Origin of the sequence: Paenibacillus cremeus (genome assembly GCF_007786445.1) — a bacterium.
In the GTDB taxonomy this organism is placed as follows: domain Bacteria; phylum Bacillota; class Bacilli; order Paenibacillales; family NBRC-103111; genus Paenibacillus_G; species Paenibacillus_G cremeus.
The window spans coordinates 70981-88443 of sequence record NZ_VNJI01000004.1 but is presented as its reverse complement, the minus strand read 5'-3'; the positions used below and the strand labels follow the sequence as shown (position 1 = coordinate 88443).

The 17463-nt window shown below is 53.9% G+C and carries 15 protein-coding genes; all 15 read left to right on the top strand.

The window, feature by feature from the left end; genetic code table 11:
- Window positions 1-2: 2 nt before the first annotated feature.
- The 15 genes from FPZ49_RS04575 (at window position 3) to FPZ49_RS04505 (ending at window position 17416) form a co-directional block, all read left to right on the top strand.
- Window positions 3-1229 (top strand): RNA polymerase sigma factor, encoded by a 1227-nt coding sequence (locus FPZ49_RS04575; protein ID WP_144843838.1) that lies wholly within the window; start codon window positions 3-5, stop codon window positions 1227-1229.
- A 351-nt stretch (window positions 1230-1580) separates the two neighbouring features.
- Complete coding sequence (rpiB, locus tag FPZ49_RS04570) at window positions 1581-2051, top strand: ribose 5-phosphate isomerase B (RefSeq protein WP_144843835.1); 471 nt, start codon at window positions 1581-1583, stop codon at window positions 2049-2051.
- A gap of 57 nt (window positions 2052-2108) precedes the next feature.
- Entirely contained in the window at window positions 2109-3491 is a 1383-nt protein-coding gene (locus FPZ49_RS04565) for an ABC transporter substrate-binding protein (protein ID WP_261381244.1), read from the top strand.
- A 90-nt stretch (window positions 3492-3581) separates the two neighbouring features.
- Window positions 3582-4472 (top strand): carbohydrate ABC transporter permease, encoded by an 891-nt coding sequence (locus tag FPZ49_RS04560; protein ID WP_144843830.1) that lies wholly within the window; start codon window positions 3582-3584, stop codon window positions 4470-4472.
- A gap of 12 nt (window positions 4473-4484) precedes the next feature.
- The gene (locus FPZ49_RS04555) at window positions 4485-5330 is read left to right on the top strand and encodes a carbohydrate ABC transporter permease (protein WP_261381243.1); all 846 of its coding nucleotides are present in this window, start codon (window positions 4485-4487) and stop codon (window positions 5328-5330) included.
- Window positions 5331-5418: 88 nt separating this feature from the next.
- Entirely contained in the window at window positions 5419-6111 is a 693-nt protein-coding gene (locus tag FPZ49_RS04550) for an RraA family protein (protein ID WP_144844147.1), read from the top strand.
- 53 nt (window positions 6112-6164) lie between these two features.
- On the top strand, window positions 6165-6851 hold the full coding sequence (locus FPZ49_RS04545) for an RraA family protein (protein WP_144843827.1): 687 nt from the start codon (window positions 6165-6167) through the stop codon (window positions 6849-6851).
- Between the two features lie 103 nt (window positions 6852-6954).
- The gene (locus FPZ49_RS04540) at window positions 6955-7635 is read left to right on the top strand and encodes an RraA family protein (RefSeq protein WP_144843824.1); all 681 of its coding nucleotides are present in this window, start codon (window positions 6955-6957) and stop codon (window positions 7633-7635) included.
- Window positions 7632-8699, top strand: a complete 1068-nt coding sequence (locus FPZ49_RS04535) for an Ldh family oxidoreductase (protein WP_144843821.1) — start codon at window positions 7632-7634, stop codon at window positions 8697-8699. The genes FPZ49_RS04540 and FPZ49_RS04535 overlap by 4 nt, the downstream gene beginning before the upstream one ends.
- A gap of 32 nt (window positions 8700-8731) precedes the next feature.
- Window positions 8732-9895 (top strand): iron-containing alcohol dehydrogenase, encoded by a 1164-nt coding sequence (locus tag FPZ49_RS04530; protein ID WP_144843818.1) that lies wholly within the window; start codon window positions 8732-8734, stop codon window positions 9893-9895.
- Window positions 9896-9915: 20 nt separating this feature from the next.
- Window positions 9916-11400 carry an aldehyde dehydrogenase family protein gene (locus FPZ49_RS04525; RefSeq protein ID WP_144843815.1) on the top strand — a complete coding sequence of 495 codons (1485 nt, stop codon included), beginning with the start codon at window positions 9916-9918 and terminating at the stop codon, window positions 11398-11400.
- 147 nt (window positions 11401-11547) lie between these two features.
- The gene (locus FPZ49_RS04520) at window positions 11548-12951 is read left to right on the top strand and encodes an ABC transporter substrate-binding protein (protein WP_144843812.1); all 1404 of its coding nucleotides are present in this window, start codon (window positions 11548-11550) and stop codon (window positions 12949-12951) included.
- A gap of 133 nt (window positions 12952-13084) precedes the next feature.
- A complete protein-coding gene (locus tag FPZ49_RS04515) occupies window positions 13085-13954 on the top strand; it encodes an NAD(P)-dependent oxidoreductase (RefSeq protein ID WP_261381242.1) in 870 nt (289 codons plus the stop codon).
- Between the two features lie 82 nt (window positions 13955-14036).
- Complete coding sequence (locus FPZ49_RS04510; protein WP_144843809.1) at window positions 14037-15626, top strand: response regulator; 1590 nt, start codon at window positions 14037-14039, stop codon at window positions 15624-15626.
- On the top strand, window positions 15623-17416 hold the full coding sequence (locus FPZ49_RS04505) for a cache domain-containing sensor histidine kinase (RefSeq protein WP_144843806.1): 1794 nt from the start codon (window positions 15623-15625) through the stop codon (window positions 17414-17416). Before FPZ49_RS04510 ends, FPZ49_RS04505 begins: the two co-directional genes overlap by 4 nt.
- Window positions 17417-17463 lie beyond the last annotated feature (47 nt).

Below are 17463 nucleotides of genomic sequence, written 5' to 3'. Positions count from 1 at the left end.
CTATGGACACTAATCAGGTCATTGAACAAACGGCACGTAATGCTTACGGCCGCTTGCTCTCCTATCTGGCTGTTCATTGGCGGGATGTACCCGCTGTCGAGGATGCCATTGGAGATGCTTTTCTCGCCGCGCTGGAAGCTTGGCCCAAAGTGGGCATTCCGAATAAGCCTGAAGCATGGTTGGTTGCGGTTGCCCGCAGGCGGCTTATCGATCGCGCCCGCCATGCTCGTGTTTCTGACCGCGCGCTGCCGACACTCCTTGCGATGTCCGAGGATGAGCAGCGTCTGACGTCTTCCAGCGCTTCCTTTCCGGACGAACGACTGAGGATGATGCTTCTTTGTACGCATCCGGCAATTGATCCTGCTATGCGTACTCCGATTATGCTTCAGACTGTGCTTGGAATCGATGCAGCTCGAATTGCGTCTGCCTTTATCACCAAGCCCTCCACCATGAGTCAGCGTCTTACTAGGGTAAAAGCAAAAATTCGTGCGGAACGACTCACATTTGAAATGCCTGATGAAAAAGAGATTCCTTCTCGTCTAGATTCCGTTTTGGAGGCCATATATGCAGCTTACGGGAGTGGATGGGACGAGGCTGCCATTACCGATTCACCTCGCAGGAAATTGGCGGAAGAAGCGATCGATCTGGCAAGACTGCTTCTCCAATTCGTCCCCAGCGAACCGGAGGTTTACGGTCTGTTGGCACTTATGCTTTTTTGTGAGGCACGCCGTCAGGCACGACATGATGACAAGGGGAACTATATCCCCCTATCGGAGCAAGAATGTGCGCGATGGAGTCAAGGCTTGATCTTGGAGGCGGAGCGTCTTCTGCTTAACGCTTCGCAGGCCGGTGGAATCGGTCGCTTTCAACTCATGGCCGCGATTCAATCGGTGCATGCGCAGCGTTTATGGACAGGGCGTATTGAGTGGGAGGCGATTGCTCAGTTATATGAAGGCCTCATTCGTATCCACCCCACACTGGGCGCATTAGTCGGCCAAGCAGCAGCGGTCGCGGAGGCTTATGGGGCGAAACGCGGTATTGCCCTATTAGAAGCTATTTCATCTGCAGAAGTGATTAACTATCAGCCCTATTGGGCGCTTGCCGGTCATTTGTACAAACGAATGGATCGCAAAGCAGATGCTCTTTCTGCTTATAGCCGTGCCATTGGACTAAGCATAGATGTTTCCGTTCGACAATTTCTTAGCAGGCAGGCTGCCGATATAACTTGAACTTTAACGGGGACCATCCTCTACAACAAGTTCTGATAAGGTATTTGGACTCAAGAACGCTTCGATCATGTTTATAACCTGTTATCGAACCCTCGCTCTCCAGGTCGAGGGTTTGTTCGCGTTGCGTCATGATGCCGATGCTTGTGGGCGGCAAAACAGAAACCATGTAAAGAGTTAAGCGGCTATATAGCGCTTGACTCTTTTTTTAGTATTTTATCGCAAAAAAGACAGGCGCCAAATATATTCAACATTATCCAAATCCGCCCGCCTATTTTAAAAAAACAGCCTGCTTATAATAAGAATTACCATGGTAATTGAAACAAGCTGAACTAATACAAGGGAGGTGGCGTTATTAAAATTGCACTCGGAAACGACCATTGCGGATTTGCCATGAAAGCCCACGTAATGGATAAGCTTAAATCCTTAGGCTGTGAGGTGGTTGATTACGGCTGCCATTCTACGGAACCGGTCGATTTTCCGGACATCAGCCGAACGGTTTGCGATGCCGTCAGATCGGGCCAGGCGGAGCGTGGAGTGCTGGTATGCGGGACCGGTGTCGGAGCCGCTATAGCCGCTAACAAAATACCGGGCATCCGGGCCGCCGTATGTCACGACGTTCATTCCGCCCATCAATGCGTAGAGCACGACGATGTCAACGTTATGTGCATGGGGGCGCAAATTATCGGACCTTGGCTGGCAGGCGATTTATTAGAGGTCTTCATCACAGCGCGCTTCAGCACGGAAAAGCCGTTTCGGAGGAGAGTTCAAAAGCTTCATGAAATGGAGCTGCAGGCAGCCCGGGAGTTGAAGGAACAGATCTGAACGTGTGTCTACATACGAATCGGAGTGTCCTCAAATTAACGAAAGGGAGAGCTGTTAATGAAAAATATGAAAGCGCTTCTAACGGTCATGGCTTCGGTAACGCTCGTTTCTGGATTAGCGGCATGCAGCACGGGCACGGGCGGCTCCAATAGCTCAAGTGGCTCTGGAGACGGTGCTTCCAAGCCAGCTGCGAGCAGCACCACGTCGACCCCAGCTCCAGCTCCGGCCGAGGCCAAAAAACAAGAGCCCATTTCCATCCGTTTTGCTTGGTGGGGGGATGGAAAGCGGCACGAAAAATATAATGCCATTGCCGATCTCTACGAAAAGGCGCATCCCAATATCAAAATTGTCCGGGAATTCGGCGCCTTTAACGACTATTGGGATAAGCTCGCCACACAAACCGCGGGCGGCAACGCCCCGGACGTCGTCGGCATGCATGCCACCTACGTAGCCGACTATGCCCGCCGGAATACGCTGCTGGATCTAGGCCAATACATCCAAGATGGAACGATCGATGTGAAAAATTTTCCGCCAGCGGTTCAAGAGGCAGGAAAAGTAAATGGAAAAACCGTCATGGTAGCGCAAGGGGTAACGATGACGGGCTGGAACTTTAACACAGCTGCGTTCGATAAGCTTGGCGTTAAATACCCCGACTACAATTGGACGTGGGACGATTTTATCGCGAAGGCGACCGAGCTGCAGAAGGCGATCAAGGAGAACGGCGTATGGGCTTCCGTAGACGGCAGCGGCGATATAACCGGACTTCAAGTATATGCAAGGCAGCGCGGGAAGGATTTGTTCAATGCCGACGGCAAGCTGGGCGTCAATAAGGACGATATGGTGGCCTGGTTTTCCTTATGGGATAAGCTGCGGAAAATCAAGGCGATCCCGGACGCAGCCACCTCGGAGCAATACGCGAGCGTGTCCCTTGATCAAGGCCTCTTCGTAAAGGGCAAGGTACTGCTTGCAAACTTCCCATTTAACCAGATTCCATTGTATCAAAATTACATTAAGGAAGGTGAGGTACGGGCGCTTAGAAGACCGACCGATCCGAAGGGCAAGGAAGGCGAGTTTATCGAGGGTGCTTATTTGGCCGTAGCCGCCACCTCGAAGCATCCGAAAGAAGCGGCGGATTTTATCAGCTTCTTCGTGAACAACGACGAAGCGGTCAAAATCTTTAAGCTCGAGCAGGGAGCGCTCGGGTCAACCAAGGGCAACGACACGATCAAGCCGCTGCTGTCACCGCCGGAGCAGCGCACGATCGACGCGATTCAAACGAGCCTGAAAACGGCCGGCCAGCTGCCGCTTCCTCCGGCAGGGCAGGGCGCCGTGCGCACGCTGCTGACGGAAACCGCGCAATCGGTTGCTTTTGGTCAGAGCAGCATAGATAAGGGAGCGCAGGAATTTGTTGATAAGGCCACAGCCATATTGAATAAGTAGCTTTCACCATTAACCTTGCGGCCGGATGGAAGCCTGAATACCATCAACCGTCTTCCGGCTTCCGCCCGGTCGAGCTAGGGGAGCGAGCTTATGAATGCTATCCGATCGTTTTGGAAAACCAACTGGGTTGGTTATATGTTTGTGACGCCCTGGCTCATCGGCTTGCTCGGGCTCAGCGCGTTCCCTATGGGGTATTCTCTTTATTTGGCTTTCACCAATTACGATCTGTTCACCACGCCGAAGTGGATCGGCACAAGTAACTTTGTAGAAATGGTTCACGACAAGAAATATTTAGCCAGCGTCGGGGTGACCATCAAATATGTGCTGCTCAGCGTTCCGCTGTCGCTTTCCTTCGCACTGTCCATCGCGCTGCTGCTCAATCGGGGCATTCGGGGCCTGCGCGTGTACCGGGCCATTTATTACGTGCCTTCGCTGTTCGGAGGCAGTGTAGCGGTCGCGCTGTTATGGAGGCAAATCTTCGGAGGCGAAGGCCTCATTAACAGCATTCTGCACCGCTTCGGGCTGGAAGGGATGAACTGGATCGCGACGCCGAGCACAGCTTTATACACGTTAATCATTTTATCCACGTGGCAATTCGGGTCTGCCATGGTCATTTTTTTGGCGGGGATCAAGCAAATTCCAGCGGATTTGTATGAATCTGCCCGGATGGACGGGGCTGGGAGATGGAGGCAATTCCAAAGCATTACCTTCCCCATGCTAACGCCGATTATCTTTTTTAACTTAGTCATGAACATCATCCATGCCTTTCAGGCATTCACATCCGCGTATATCGTCAGTGGTGGGGCAGGCGGGCCGCTGAATTCCACCCTATTTTATACGTTGTACTTATACCAGAAGGGCTTCGCACAATTTAATATGGGGTATGCCGCCGCCATGGCCTGGATGCTGCTTATAACGATTGCATTCATCACTTCACTGATTTTCGTCACATCCGGACGATGGGTGCATTATCAAGAATAGAGGTGATTACATTTGGCGACGGGCACATCAACCAAGTCCAAGGTGTTCCTCCATAGCTTCATCATTGCCGGCTGTTTCATTATGATTTATCCGTTGTTATGGATGCTCGTCAGCTCGTTTAAAGACAATACGGAAATCTTCGTGAATACCTCGTTGATTCCTAAAAAAATGACGTTCGACAACTATGTACAGGGGTGGGCGGGGCTATCCGGGTTCACCTTCGGAAGATTTTTTCTGAACACGTTTTTTTTAGTGGGGATGTGCATCGTCGGTACGCTAATCTCCTGCTCCATGGCGGCCTATGCCTTTGCCAGGCTGAGCTTTTTTATGAAAAAAGTATTTTTCGCCATCATGCTGATGACGCTAATGCTGCCGTTTCACGTGACGGTTATCCCGCAATATATCATGTTCAACAAATTTGGATGGATCAACAGCTATTGGCCCCTAATCCTGCCTAAGTTTTTGGGAGTCGAAGCCTTCTTCATTTTCCTGATCGTACAGTTCATCCGTTCTCTCCCCCGGGAGCTGGATCAGGCGGCGGAGATCGACGGGTGTGGTCCGATTAAGATGTATTGGTATCTGATTATTCCTTTGACCGTTCCGGCGCTCATGACGACTTCGATTTTTACTTTCATTTGGACCTGGAACGACTTCTTCAGTCAGCTGCTTTACGTAAGTGAGATCCGAATGTTTCCTGTCGCACTGGCGCTGCGGATGTTTACCGATTCGATGGGGGATAACTCCTGGGGGGCCTTGTTCGCCATGTCCATCCTCTCCCTGGTCCCCGTGTTCGCGGTGTTCATCTTTTTCCAGCGGTACCTGATCGAAGGAATTTCCACCGGTGGTTTGAAAGGATAAAAGCCGATTTTTGTTCTCTAGCGACAGCTTTGTTACGTTCCTAGGGATTAAAAATATAAATCAACCATGGGAGTGAACCGATTTGAAAATGTCTCAAGACGAAAAGCAAACGCTGCTGGAATTGTACAAGGATTTGCGTGTAGCCGATGTCCGGGATGGGATGGACTGGAACATGATGCATCATTATGGCACCGTGCACCACGAAATCCGACCGCTTTACCGTACGAGAGCCGTCGGCATTGCGCAGACGTCCCGATATATTCCGTATCAGCAGGACATCCCGAAAATGTCGCCGGACGAATATACCGAATGGGTGAAATGGTACTACGCCACGCTGACTTCGAATCCCGGCATGAAGGCGACCGAGCCTGGAGACTTTGTCGTCGTAGATCAGAGCGGCGTCGATGTAGGCATTCTAGGCTCTAACAACTCGCTGGCCTATTACGCGAAAGGCGCTGTCGGCTTTATCACGAACGGGGGCGTGCGGGATACGGATGAGCTGATTTTGCAAAAGGTGCCGGTGTGGTCCAAGTTCATCTCGCAAAAAATGAATCAGGGCCGCATCCAATTCGATGCGAATGATGTGCCGGTTAACATCGGTGGTGTGGTCGTTCATTCAGGTGATGTCGTGGTTGCCGACGGCGATGGAGTGATCGTGGTTCCTCGCCAAATGGCACTGGAAGTAGGCAAGTATGCTCATCAAGAGCTGAAAGCGGATAAAGCAGGCCGACGCCGTATTTATGAGGCCATGGGTCGAGAGCTCGACCCGACGGTGATTTGAGGGTATTTGAGAGCATCTCAAATAAATCGTTTTATAAAAAAGGAGAGATTTAAATGGACGATCGTGATCAGCTTTTAGAACTGTATAAAGACCTTCGTGTGGCGGATGTGCGCGACGGGATGGATTGGAACATGATGCATCACTACGGTAGCGTGCACTATGAAATTCGCCCGCTATTCCGAACGCGTGTTGTGGGGATTGCGCGAACAGCCCGCTACGTGCCTTATGAAGAGGCGGTGCCGAAAATGACGTCGGAGGAGTATACGAAGTGGGTGAAATGGTACTACAAAGAAGTATGCTACGATCCATGGCATAAGAGCATCACGAAGGGCGACTTCATGATCATCGATCAAAGCGGCGTCGACGTGGGGATCTTGGGCTCGAACAATACGCTGGCAGGTATTCGCGACGGGATTGTCGGCTATGTGACCAATGGCGGTGTGCGGGATACGGATGAGGTCATTATGCAGGGCGTGCCGGTATGGTCGAAGTTTGTTTCACAGAAGATGGACCAGGGCCGGATCCGCTTCGATTCGCTCGATGTTCCGGTTAATATCGGCGGTGTGGTGGTAAACACGGGCGATGTGGTGGTCGCGGACGGAGACGGTGTGATCGTCGTGCCTCGCAAGCTGGCTTACGAGGTAGCCAAGTATGCGCATCAAGAGTTGAAGAACGACAAAGCGGGCCGCAGAAAAATTTACGAGCAGCTGGGTTGGGAGCTGGATTCCACGGTCGTGTAGCACCCTATTGAACCACTTGGATCGTTGCCTGCAGCGAAGTGGCAGTCGCTTATGGCGGCTGCGCAGGCAGCGATCCTCATCCTGCTAATATTAGGAGTTGATCATGATGGAGAATATCGGATTTCGCATTGTCCCTATGTCACGACGACCGGCTCGGGAGCTGGTGGAGGCGTTCAGGGACGTGGTGACTCCGCATGTCAGTGATAACCTTAATCGCATGGTTAGCGGTGCCGCCGGACTTCGGCCCTATCATAAGGAAGGAAAGCTGCTGGGCGTCGCCGTGACGGTGAAAACAAGACCCGGTGATAACCTGATGGTCCATAAAGCGATCGAGCTCGCGGAGCCGGGAGATGTGATTGTAGTCGATGCCGGAGGAGATTTGACCAACTCGATTGTGGGGGAAATCATGCTCCGCTTGGCCCAGCGTAAGCAGCTTGCGGGCTTTGTCATCGACGGCGCGATCCGGGATACGGGCGCATTCATGAACGATACGTTCCCCGTGTACGCCAAGGGCGTTACCCATAGGGGACCGTATAAGGACGGCCCCGGCGAAATCAACGTACCGATCTCGCTCAACGGCATGATTATTAACCCCGGCGACATCCTATTGGGAGACGAGGACGGGCTTGTGGTCATCCCCCTGGAGCATGCCGAGGGGATCCTGAAGCTGGTGCGTGAGCAGCAGGTGCGCGAAGCCGATATTTTGCAGAGCATTCAGGACGGGACGGTCGATCGGAGCTGGGTGGATGCGCTGCTTCAGAAGAGAGGCTGTGATCTTCATTGAGCCTGCCGCAGCGGTTTCACTGGGAAAAGCTGGCTGACTTTTGCGAATCCGTGTTCCGAAAGGCTGGAGTTCCTACGGAGACGGCGCAGATCGTTGCGCAGTCGTTGGTGGAGGCCGACCTGCGGGGCGTGGATTCTCACGGCGTCGTAAGGACGGATATTTATTTAAGACGATTGGAAGCGGGACGTATCCAGCCTCTTGCGGAGCCTTCCGTCATTTCCGAGGGCCCCGGTTTCACGCTGCTTGACGGGAATAACAACTTTGGCGCCTATGTCGGCATGAAGGCGCTGCGTACGGCGCTGGACCGTGCAAAAGCAGGCGGCATCGGCATCGTTGGCGTGAAGGGCTCCAATCACTTTGGGACGGGCGCCTTTTATGCGCTGCAGGCAATTCGCGAGGACATGATTCTGATGGTCATGTCGAACGCCTCGCAGACGATGCCGCCGACGGGAGGGATCCGTCCGTTCATCGGCACGAACCCGCTGTGCGTAGGAGTTCCGGCGGGGGCGGAGCAGCCTTTCGTCCTGGATATGGCTACCAGCGTGGTTGCGCGTGGAAAGATCATCGTGGCGGCGCAGAAGGGCGAACCGATTCCACTCGGCTGGGCCATCGATAAAGACGGAAACCCCACCACGGATGCGCAGGCGGCTTTGGAGGGCTCCGTGCTTCCTGTCGGTGGAGCCAAGGGTTACGCCATTTCGATGGTCATCGATATATTAAGCGGCGTCTTGACCGGGGCCGGCTACGGCCAGTATGTCAATAACATGTATGAGAATTGGAATGAGGACCAGAACGTCGGTCATTTCTTTATGGCGATCGATATTCAGCGGTTTATTCCGCTCCCTTTTTTCAAAGGCCGGATGGACGATTATATCCGTTCACTCAAGGCGGAGCCCAAAGCTCCCGGGGTGCCGGAGATTTTGATCCCAGGCGAGCTCGAGCATCGGCAGAGTGAGCGCCGCAAGCAATACGGCATTGAGCTGCCGCTCAAGGTGGCAGAGGAGCTGCACGGGATCGGCTTGCGCTACGGAGTAAGCTTGCTGGATGCAGCCATGCCGGACTAAGGACCGACGTATGGAAGAAGGAGTGACCGATTATGCTGCTCAACCGCGTGTTTCGTTATGAATTACCGACCGCCATTGAATTCGGCAACGGCTCGGTTCATCAGCTGGCCGATCATGTTCAGAGGCTGGGAGGCAGCAGGGCGCTGATTGTCGGCGATCCCGGTGTCGTCAAGGCGGGCCTTGTGGACCGGCTATGCGCCATTTTGAATAAAGCCTCTATCCCTTGTGAGGTATTCTCCAACATTCAGTCCGATCCGGATATCGAATCGGTGGACCAAGGACTGGAGGCTGCGAAGTCGGCAGGCTGCGATGTGGTCGTCGGCATCGGCGGAGGCAGCTCCCTCGATACGGCGAAGGCGATCGGCCTGATGCTGGGCAACGCCGGTCATATCCTCGATTATGTCGGCATCGGCAAAGTGCCGCACAAAGGCGCGCCGGTCATTGCGGTCCCGACCACGGCGGGGACCGGCAGCGAAGTAACCATCTGGTCGGTCATGTCCGACCGGAAGAACAAAGTCAAGCTCAGCGTCGGCAGTCCGTACAATTGTCCCGATCTGGCGCTGTGCGACCCCGAGCTGACGCTCAGTCTTCCGCCACAGGTGACGGCTGCGACGGGCATGGATGCGCTGACACATGCGCTTGAATCGTATGTGAACAAAGCGACGCAGCCGATTTCGGAGGGGCTCGCGCTGCATGCGATGAAGCTGATCGCGAGGAGCCTGCGGCTCGCCGTAGTCCAGGGGGAGAACCTGCAGGCGCGCCACGATATGCTGATGGCCAGCCTGATCGCCGCCATGGCGTTCAATTCGACCAGGCTGGGCTTGGCCCACGCGCTGGGTTTGCCGCTTGGCGCGCACTTTCATATTCCGCATGGCACGGTGAATGCGATTTTGCTGCCGGAGGTCATGCAATTTAATCTCATTGGGAATACTGCCAAATTTGCGGAAATCGCCGCCATTTTCGGAGAGCGGACCGAGCAGCTGTCCCAGCGGGATGCCGCTGAACGGGCTGTCGATGCCGTCCGTCAGCTGAAGGAGGATGTGGGGATCACGCAGACGCTGAGCGATTTCGGCGTTCAGGAGGAGCATCTCGGATTTCTTGCGGAGGAAGCGATGCTCTCGGGCAACGTGCCCGTCAATCCGCGCAAGCCGACGCTGGAGGACCTAAAACACATATGCCGGGCGGCCATGAGCTGACGCAAAGGAAGGAGAAGCGTATGGCAAGTGACATGATCCGCTGGCTGGAAGAGCACAGCGGGCAAACCTACGGGAACTGGATCGACGGGGTCTGGAAGCCGTCATCGAGCGGACGGACACTGGAGATCTTCAACCCAGCGAATAAGCATCAGCTGCTGGGCCGTTTTCAAAGCTCCAATGAGACGGACGTGAATGAAGCCGTAGCGGCGGCACACCGCGCATTCCTGACCTGGTCTAAGGTGCCGGCTCCGGAAAGGGCCGCCAAGCTGGCGAGGTTCGCCGACCTGCTAGAGCAGCACAGTGAAGAGCTGGCCTTCATGCTCTCCGCAGAGCAAGGCAAAGTGCTGAACGAATCCCGCGGGGAGGTCGCCCGCGCAGCCAAGGAGGCCCGCTTCGCCGCCGGTGAAGCGCAGCGGATGGACGGCACCACGCTGCCGAGCGAGCGCGCGAACGTTTGGAACTCCGTCGTCCGCCAGCCGATCGGTGTGGTGGCGGCCATTGCGCCGTGGAATTTCCCCGTTGTGACGCCTGTGCGCAAGCTTGCACCGGCGCTGGCCTATGGCTGCACCGTCGTTTACAAACCCGCCTCTCTCACTCCATGGACATCCGTCCGGCTGATGCAGCTGCTTCAGGAAGCGGGAGTACCGGACGGCGCGGTGAATCTGGTTACGGGCAGTGGAGGAGCGGTCGGTGATCCGCTTGTGAAGCATCCGCTCGTGAAGGGCATTTCCTTCACCGGCTCGACCGCCCTCGGCGTCGCGATTCAGGAAGCGGCGGCTAAGCGGCTAGCCCGGACACAGCTGGAGCTGGGTGGCAAAAATCCGGCTGTCGTCTTGGATTTGGATCAACCTTCGCACACGGCGAAGCAAATCGTAAGCGCGGCCTTTGCCTGCAGCGGGCAGCGGTGTACGGCGATCAGCCGGGTGATTGTGCTGAAGCCGGAGGCGGACCGGTTGATCGAGGCGCTGCGTTCCGAGATGGAGCCCATCGTCATCGGACCGGCCTGGCAGCCCGGCAGCACAATGGGGCCGCTCGTCAGCCGGAGCCACTTGGAGTCGGTTCAAAGCTACTTGCGTCTGGGTTTGGAGGAAGGGGCGGAGCTGCTGACCGGCGGAGAAGTCCTGCAAGAAGGGGCTTTCGGCCAAGGCTATTTCATGAAGCCGGCGCTGCTCACGCAGGTGAAGCCGGACATGCGGATCGCCAGGGAGGAGATTTTCGGCCCCGTGCTTACGGTGCTGACCGCAGAGACAGCCGAAGAGGCGCTTGAAATCGCCAATCACGTGGATTACGGGCTGGCGGCCTCCGTGTTTACGCGTGACCTGTCCCAGGCGTACCGCTTTGCGGAAGGTATCCAGAGTGGTATGGTGCACATCAACCACGGTACGGCCAGCGAGGCGCATATGCCCTTCGGAGGCGTAAAGCAGTCCGGCTTCGGCGCCTTCTCCATCGGGCATTCGAACATGGAGTTTTTCACTGAATCGAAGGTGGTTTATGTGCAGTATTAGTCACGGGTAAAGTCTTACTTCAGTCGTTGGGTTGATCTGGCAGCGTCCAAAAAAAATCAACACAATCCAAACCGCACCGCCTAACAAAAGCATCGCCTATGCGATAAAATAAGCTTGATAGGCGATGAACGACGAGGAGGTAAAGCGATGCATCGCAGATGGATCCCTTTCGCTCTTGCGGCGGTGCTGATGCTTTCGGCGGCAGGCTGCGGCGGGGCACAGTCAGACCCTTCCGCGGGACACGCCAAAGAGGCTTCGGCGGAACGGTCGTCTGCTCCGGTCAAAGCTAAGCCTGAGCTCAAGGGGAAAATTCGGATCGGCTTTGTCGGCCTGAACGACCAGACGGCCCCGGATCCTTTGACAGGCGACACCGTGTACGGTGCGGACGAGCTGAAGAAATGGCTCAAGCAGGATTACCCGAACATCGACTTTGAAGTGGTGACCTACCCGTTTAAAGACCATCAAGGAAAAGTGAAAGCGCTTATCGAATCACGGCAGATTGACGTTGCCGTGGAGTCCGACAGCAAGTTTTTATGGAATCAAGGCTTCAGCCAAGAGCTTACGCCATGGCTGGAGAAGGATAAAGAGTGGAGCAAGGACCACTATCTGTCCTCTTCCATGTTTACCGGTCCGCTTGAGGTGGATCCATACGGCCGATCCGTGATTAATGCGCTTCCGATCGCGGTCGACGCCTCCGGCATTTTCTTTGACAAGAGTATCTTTGAGGCCTATGGTATACCGCCGCTTTCGTCTAACCCCACTTGGGATGAGGTGCTTGAGAAAGCGAAGCGGCTGACCGGGAAAAATCCAAAAACCGGCGAGCTCACCTACGGCTTGTTTACACGGATTCCCAGCGACAACGCCGGATACAACGTGTCGATCATCGCCAACACGTTCGGGGCCGATATGGGTCAGATGGGATATAAAGAATATTTGAATCAAGTGTCGCTCAACAGCCCTGGCATGGTGCAGGCGACAAATTATTTTAAATCGCTCATCCCTTATATGCCTCCCGGCACGGTTCAGGGACTGGGCGGTGAAAAGTGGTCGACGCCGAGAAACAATATCGCCATGTACATCAACCTTCCCGCGATCCAATTACAGAAATTCCGTTCGCTGAAAATGGACGACCGCTACGATGTGGCGATGATCCCGAAGGGGCCGGGAGGCACCGGCGGATTTCTAGGCGGGATGAGGGTGCAGATGGTAAAGAATGCGCAAGACAAGGAATTGGCCTGGGAAATCGTGAAATGGATGTCCGTAGGCAACGGGCAGCGGTTTCTATGGGAAACCAAGTGGATGATGCCGGTATCCGTAAAGGCGCTCGGACCGAATTATATGCCGGATGCGCTGGAGGAGAAAATGTTCAAGATGGTCGAGCAAGCTCAGTATATGTCGCCGATCTGGTTTACGACTGCGAAGTTTGCCCTGACCCGGGCGATGGAGAAGGTGCTGTTGAAGGATACACCTGCACAAGAAGCGCTGGATCAAGCCCAGGGTGAAGTGGAGCAAGAATTCGCCAAGATGAAAGCGGCTGACCAGAAAAAATAAGCTTATGTAGCCATCCAAAACGTGATCGTGGCGGACGGCGATGGCGGACGTTAAAGGAAATAGCGGCGGAAATCCCGGGGACAACGCCGGGATTTTCTGTTCCTTCAGAAAACAAAAACGAAGGGAAGATCAAATGATGAATATGAATCGCATCCGGCATGTGGCTTTTTTGGGGTTAGGCGCGATGGGGCTGCCGATGGCAAAGAACGTTCTCCGAGCGGGGTATACGCTCCATATTACGATGCACCGCAACCCGGCTCCGGTGGAGGAGCTGCGTGCGCTGGGCGCGGTAGTTCATCCGACTGCAGCTGAAGCGGTGGCGATTAGTGAGGCTACGGTGAGCATTCTTCCGGAGGACCGCCAGATGAGGGAGGTTCTCTTGTCTTCCGCGATGTTGGAGGCTGTGAGAAAGGAGCAGCTGCTCATCGAAATGACTTCGGGGTCGCCGAATGTCATGAAAGAAGTCGCAGAGGCCTATACAAAGAGAGGCGCCCGGGTACTGGACGCACCGGTCAGCGGCGGTACGATTGGCGCAGAGCAAGGCACGTTAACGGTGATGGCCGGCGGTGAGGCGTCTGATCTTGCGGAGGCGGAGCCACTGCTGCGTTCAATGGCTGCGACCGTCTCTCCAGTGGGGGATGTGGGTGCCGGCAAGGCAGTCAAGGCCATCAATCAAATGCTGGCGGCCATCCATCTGCTAGCGGCATCCGAGGCTGTGGTACTAGCCGAACAGCTTGGCGTGGATCTCGATGCATTACAGAAAGTAATCGGAAGCAGCTCGGGCGGCTCCTGGATGGTGGCCAACAAGCTGAATGCGATCGCCGGACGCCAATTTAAGCCGGGCTTTCGAATGAATCTGATGAAGAAGGATGTTGGGATCGCGCTTGCGGAGGGTCAAGGCAAGCCGATGCCAATCGCTTCCCTGGCGTATCAGTTGTACGAGATGGCGGCAAGGGAGGATGGCGACCTGGATTTTGCGGCCGTCAGCCGACTTATCCGATAAAGCTGTGGGTGAAAAGGGACCGTGCACCATGCCGTCGAACAATATATTGTAGCTGAATAACTTCGTATTCGGAGGAGATCGCATGAAGCTATCCGCCTTGATTGTGGACGACGAACCGTTGATGCGAATCGGAATCGAAATGGCGATCGATTGGGCCTGCTATGGAATTCATGAGGTGCTCACGGCCCCGAACGGGAGAGTGGCTTTGCAAATGATCGAACAGCAGCCGCCCGATATTTTGCTGACCGATGTCAGGATGCCGGGAATCGATGGCCTCGAGCTTTCACGGATCGTGAAGGAGCGTTGGAGTCGGGTCAAGGTGGTTATCATCTCAGGGTACGATGATTTTTCTTATGCGAAGAAGTGCATCTCTTACGGAGTGACCGATTACATATTGAAGCCGATCGACGGTAAAACTTTATCGACTGCGATCGAGAAAATTGTACATGAAATTCAAGAGGAACATCAGAAGCTTCAGGAGCAAGCGGCCATGTCGCAGCGGCTGAATCAGACCTTCGGCATCGCTAGACAAAAAGTATTGAAGGACATCCTGTTCGGCGATGCGGCAAGCCTGGAGCTCCAGCGCTATAGCAAGCTACTGGGCTTGGAGCATGCCCTGCAGGGTGGGGTGGCGGTTGCGCTGGTCAAGATTCACTCGTTCAGAGAAAAAAGCACCGTATTCCGTGATGGGGGATTGCTTCACTTCGCCGTTCAGAACATCTTGGAGGAGCTTCTGCGGATTCATCAGCTCGGAGAACTGGTGGATGTGCGGCTAGGCAGCTTGTGTCTTTTGCTAAGACCAGAGGATCATGCCATCTTGGAGCAGTTTGTCAACCAAGCGTTGAAAGCGATTTCAGAGACGATCAGAGTTCAAACCGCCTGGGGTATCAGCGGCATCAATGAAGGGGGTGTCTCTGGGATGCGGCGCTGCTACGAGGAGGCCGCCCGCGCTTTAAAGCTGAGGCTGCTATACCCGGATACCCGGATGTTTCAAACGGGGGGCGTCTCCGAGTTGAAGTCCCTCCCGCTGCCAGGCGCCGAGAGTCTGAAATCGTTATACCAAGCCTTGGCCCTGGGCAACGTGCAGCCGTTCCAAGCGCTGCTGGACTCGGCATTTAAGGAACTGGCCAGCGGGGGACCCTATGATCCCGACAGCATCGAGGCCTATTACCTCGAAATGGCTGGCATTTTGGAAACGGTCCATCGGGATCGCGGCAGCGAAAGAAGCGACTTCCTTGAGCAAGTGCGTGAGGCGCATTATTTTTGCGATACGCTCCAGGATGTGCTTGAACGAATGAACGACATTTTTCAAACGGCGTTCCTGGAGCTGCAAAGCCAGTTCCGTAAGCCGTACAGCAAAGTCATTCGGGATGTAATCGATTATTTGAACGCCAATTTTAAGCGGGATATCTCGCTGGCGGACGCCGCCGGGCATGTGTATCTAAATCGCAGCTATTTAAGCCATCTATTCGGACAAGAGACCGGAAGCAATTTTTCGGACTTTCTGACCGAACTTCGGATTGAGAAGGCCAAGGAGCTGTTCCGGTCCACGACCCTCAAAAATTACGAAATTGCGGATGAGGTAGGGTACAGGGATTTCAGGCATTTTGGGCAAATTTTCAAAAAGCATACTGGGATGACACCCAGCGAATATAGGAAAGTGGTGCCATGAAGAAAACGAGGCTCAATTTATTTGTTCGTTTAATGCTCGCCTTTCTCAGTTTGATCGTCCTGCCTTTGACTATTGTCAGTTATTTCGGGTATACGGTGGCCACCGAGATCATCAATAACAACGTCAGCCGTTCGATTAAGCAGACCGTCCATCAGCTATCGCTGAACTCGGAGGTCATTTTGGAAGATGCGGAAAAAGCGGTGAATACCCTCTTATTCGATTCCTACAACAAGACGAATCCGGTGAAGGAAGGCATTATGGCCTATGACCAAGCGACCGACTATGAAAAAAATGTCATCGCGCATAATGTGGAAGACGAGCTGAACAAATACGCCATCTATCGCAATGACATTAACGGGCTTTATTTAATCAGCACGGATGGAGTGATTTTTTCCTCGGCGAATCAATTGCTCGATCATACAGATTTTGCGTCCTATGTATGGTACCAAGGGTTCATGGCCCAATCACAGGTGGATGTGATGTGGTCTCCAGCCCACAAGGTGTCGGGCTACACGAAGAGCTCGAATGCCAATGTGGTGACCGTTCTGAAAAAAATCAAAAGTCCGTATGGAACGCTGCTCGGTGTGCTATGGATGGATTTGAATGAACGTTCCCTGGAAAATGTTTACACCTCTGGTGATGTGGCTCCGGGAGGGTACACCTATATTTTGAACAGCCGCAATACGGTCATTTCCGCCAGCGATAAAGGTCTGGTCAGCCTGCGTTTAGCTCGTGAACGCGACGCGATGTTCGCGAACGTGTTTCAAGAGGACAACGGCCATTATTTTTATCAGGAGAATGGCGTTCAGAAGCTGGTCGCTTTTGCTACGATTCATACCACGGGCTGGAAGATGGTTACGGTGATCCCTGTTCAAGAGCTGTTCGTCGACGCCGCCCGGGTCAAAAACATTATTCTCGTGCTTGCTCTGATAACTACCATTACGAGTACGGTCATTGCCTATTTCGTGGCGAGACGGATCTCCAAGCCCGTGCATAACTTGATCCGGCTCATGGAGAAGGCATCGGAAGGGAATTTAACGGTACGCGCTAAGGTCAGGGATTCGGATGAATTCGGCAAGCTAAACCAGCATTTTAACATCATGATCGGTGAAATCCAGAATCTGATCTCAACGGTATACCTTTCGAATATTAAGCAGAAGGAAGCGGAATTGGCCTCTCTCGAGGCCCAGATCAATCCGCATTTCTTGTATAACACGCTGCAGTCTATCAAATGGCTTTCGGACATTTACAAGGCGCCGGACATCGGAGATATGGCGATCAGCTTAGCCAAGATCTTTCGTTTCAGCATCAAGGGAGCCCCCATTGTGAGTCTGTACGAAGAAATGCAGCATGTGAAGGATTATATTAATATTCAGCGGTTTCGGTACGGTGACAGATTCGAGCTCGATTGCAAAATTCCAGAGGAGCTGCTGCAGTGCCAGATTCCGAAGCTGATCGTTCAGCCCCTGGTTGAAAATGCGATTTACCATGGGATCGAAATGAAAGAGGATTCCGGCTTGATTACCATATGGGCCGAGTCGGGAGAGGAGTGTCTGCACATCGGTGTGGAAGATGACGGCGCGCTTGTCAGTCATGAAAAAATCGAAGAGATCAGCCTCTCGCTCAAGCATAAAGCGGAGCCTCATTCGGGGAGCGGAAAAAAATCCTTAGGGCTGAAAAACATTCACGACCGATTGCAGATGCTTTATGGCAGTGACTATGGCATCCATGTGAGCCGGCGAATCGGGCGGGGGTTTGTTGTCGTCGCGTCGTTGCCCAAAATCTGGTAGTCGAATGGAAAACAAGGATTGCATGGCAAAGAACCGTCCGGAAACTT